A 3,359-nucleotide genomic window follows, 5' to 3' on the forward strand; every position below is an offset into this window, starting at 1 on the left:
ATCGAGAATTTGAAAATAAAGAAGAACTGGAAAAAGTAGTCAATCAGCTTTTAAATGAAGGGGGATTGATTATTAAATGGAGTAGAAAACTTAAAAATAAGGGTAATGCTGTCAATGTAACTTAAATGCGTAAAAGCTTAGCGCCATCAGGACGAACAAAAGCTAATGTCTTACCATCCGAACCAAAGTCAACAGATTCATGACCAAGATTTAATATTTGAATTGCTTGTTCTGTCTTTAAATCCCAGAGTTTGATAGTGCCGTCATCACCACCAGAAGCTAATGTATTACTGTCTGGACTAAAACTTATACTTTCGACCGAACCATAGTCCTCTTTTAGGAGGCGTATTTCTTTATCTTTTTCTACATTCCAAAGTTTGACAGTGCGGTCATCACCACCAGAAGCTAATGTATTACTGTCTGGACTAAAACTTATACTTTCGACCGAACCATAGTCCTCTTTTAGGAGGCGTATTTCTTTATCTTTTTCTACCTTCCAAAATTTGACAGTGCCGTCAGCACTACCAGAAGCTAATGTCTTACCGTCAGGACTAAAACTAACACTTTTGACTGAACTATCGTGACCTTTTAGGGTTCGGATTTCGTTTCCTGTCTTTACATCCCAGAGTTTGATAGTGTCGTCATCACTACCAGAAGCTAATGTCTTACCATCTGGACTAAAACTAACACTTTCGACAAAAGCATCGTAGTGACCTGGTAGGGTGAGGATTTCTTTTCCTGTCTTTACATCCCAGAGTTTGATAGTGCGGTCATTACTACCAGAAACCAATGTCTTACCGTCTGGACTAAAACTAACACTTTGGGCTAAACTATCATCACCTTTTAGGGTGCGGATTTTTTCTCCTGTCTCTACATCCCAGAGTTTGATTGTTTTGTCACCACTACCAGCAGCCAATATTTTACCGTCTAGACTAAAACTAACACTTTGGACTGAACTATCGTCACCTTTCAGGGTGCGGATTTCTTTTCCTGTCTCTACATTCCAGAGTTTGATAGTCGTGCCATCACTGCTAGAAGCCAATGTCTTGCTGTCAGGGCTGAAACTGATATCCTTATCATGCCCCATGCGGGCATCGACATACCCATCCCGCCCCATGTGGGTGCGGATTTCCTTGCCTGTCTCTACATTCCAGAGTTGGATAACTCTACCAGCAGAAACTAAAGTTTTGCTGTCTGGACTAAAACGTACACTATCAATTCCATCACTAGCAAAGTTATCAAGATTGAGAGTGTGGATTTCTTCTCCAGTTTCTACCTTCCAAAGTTTGATAGTGCCGTCAGAACTACTAGAAGCCAAAGTCTTACCATCTGGACTAAAGCTTAAGCTGGAGATTAGGTAACCATACCCCTTAAAGCTATTATATTCTCTTACGGTTACAAGAGATTTCTGTAAAGCCTCCATTACTTCGGCATTAATTGTACGTTGTTTTTGCAAAATTTTTCCTGCTTTGATCGCTTGTACAAAAGCTTCTAATCCTTTATTTTCATTCAATAGAGATAAAGAAAGCCTAGCAATAGATTCAGCCTGATTGTATTTCGCTTGTTGTGTTTGTTTCCAAGCCATCCAACCCAATCCCGTACTAATTACCACCGCCACCAAGGAACCCGCCGCAATCCCCCAAGCGGTTCTAATTTCCCGCCGCCTGCGGGCTGCTTCGGCTTGTTTTATCCGCTCTCGCTCTTGGAGACTCTGCCTGATAAAATCCTGTTCACTTTGGCTGATATCTTCTGGGCGTTTCTTCAATTGTTCTTCCGCCTCCGCCAACGCCGCCCCGCGCAACCATGAGCCTTCATCCCCCTGCGTCTTTTGCCATTGCCCCATCGCCCCCCGCAAACGCTCCTGCCAAGCGCGAAAAACCCTGTCTGTATCCATCCAGCCCCGCAATTCCCCCCAATTGCGAATCAGTGCTTCATGCACCACTTCCACCGTCTCCACCTGTGCCTCTTCACTGCGACTGGTGACAACTAAACGCGCATCCGCCAGTTGTTTCACCAGCGCCCAATTTACCGCCCCTAATTCCGCTTTTGTCGCCAGCCGCCGCGTATCTTCTGTGCCTTCCCCTGGGCGTACCAATTGGATGAAAATGCGCCGCACCTGTTCCCGTTGCGCCTCACTCAGCTTGTCATATTCTTCATTGGCATGGCGGGCCAAAGCACCCTGCACTTGGCCAATTTCTGTATATGCCAGATGGGTTAACTGTTGGCCCTGTCGCCGCTGCCACAATTCCGTTAAGGCAAACTCTAGTAATGGCAAATTCCCCGGCTCACTCTCCACATCATCGAGGATGCGCTCCACCAGTCCCGCTTCCAATATCACCCCCAATTTTTGCGCCGGTTTTTCAATAACTTCTGTGAGTTCTTCTCGGTTCATCGGCCCCAATTTCAAGTCAGTATTTTGTAAGACATCGGCAAAGGGACGATAGGAAAGAGCATTCCCCAAGAAATCCGCCCGCATAGTTAATACCAACACCATTCCTACCCTTTCAAAGGGGAATGTAGTTAATTTATCGAGAAAATTACGACGGATTGTTTCATCAGGACAGAGGGTATAAAGTTCCTCAAATTGGTCGGCAATTAGCAGTACCCGTTCACTGGGATAATTGTGTTGGATTTGGGCAAAAACATCAGCTAAAGGAATGTCGCCATCACGCAAATAATTTGCTAACTGACGCGCTTGGGCGAGGCGTTCTGTCTCATTTAAATTAGTTGTATAAAGGGGAACTAATGCCAAAGCTAGGGCATGAAAAGGGTCAGAACCGGGACGAAAATGGGTAAACTGCCAGTGACCTTCTTGTTGCAATTTAGGGACTAATCCCGCAAAAACTACCGAGGATTTGCCACTTCCCGACGCACCTAATAGGGGGATGAAATTACGGGTTTGGGTTGCCTGAAATAGGTTTGTGATAAAGCTTTTGCGCCCAAAAAAGTATTCTGCATCTCCTGGCCCAAAATGAAACAAGCCACGATAGGGACAGGGCAGATTATCATCGGCAACATCGGCAGAATCAGCAGGGGCTATTCTTGCTTCTTCTCGATAATAGTAATTGGTAATCGTGATGGTTGCATTGCCAGTCCCAGAGGTAGCAGCATATTGAGCTTCTGTAATATTTTGTTGAATTTCGCTTGGTTCTGACATATCAACCATCCTGATTAATTAAAATACAGTCTCAGTCATCCTTAGATGTGCCATGCTCGGTGATGCCGCTAATAAGTACCTAGGCAAAATTAATTACATACTCGCCTCCAAAATTGTCCAGCACTTTTTTAACGTAAGCGAGGAGGCTCTTTCGGTCTTTATAGGCGCTAAATTCAATCCATTCATATTTTAAAAATCTCCA

Annotated in this window: 1 protein-coding gene and 2 pseudogenes; 1 reads left to right on the forward strand and 2 read right to left on the reverse strand. The window is 44.4% G+C overall.

The features are described 5' to 3' along the window. Positions 1-125, forward strand: a pseudogene (locus PX481_RS07735) (IS630 family transposase); the annotation flags it as partial. On the opposite strand, the gene PX481_RS07740 reads toward PX481_RS07735, so the two are convergent. Both PX481_RS07740 and PX481_RS07745 read right to left on the reverse strand, forming a co-directional pair. Next, complete coding sequence (locus PX481_RS07740) at positions 122-3,157, reverse strand: WD40 repeat domain-containing protein (RefSeq protein ID WP_288027247.1); 3,036 nt, start codon at positions 3,155-3,157, stop codon at positions 122-124. The pseudogene PX481_RS07735 and the gene PX481_RS07740 overlap by 4 nt on opposite strands. Before the next feature lie 79 nt (positions 3,158-3,236). Beyond that, positions 3,237-3,359, reverse strand: a pseudogene (locus PX481_RS07745) (IS630-like element ISMae24 family transposase); the annotation flags it as partial.

The organism is Microcystis sp. M53603_WE2 (assembly GCF_030065435.1).

What these genes read in the sequence shown, in the direction of transcription:
- PX481_RS07740 (WP_288027247.1), bottom strand. Translation starts at nt 3,157, where the DNA reads ATGTCAGAACCAAGCGAAATTCAACAAAATATTACAGAAGCTCAATAT.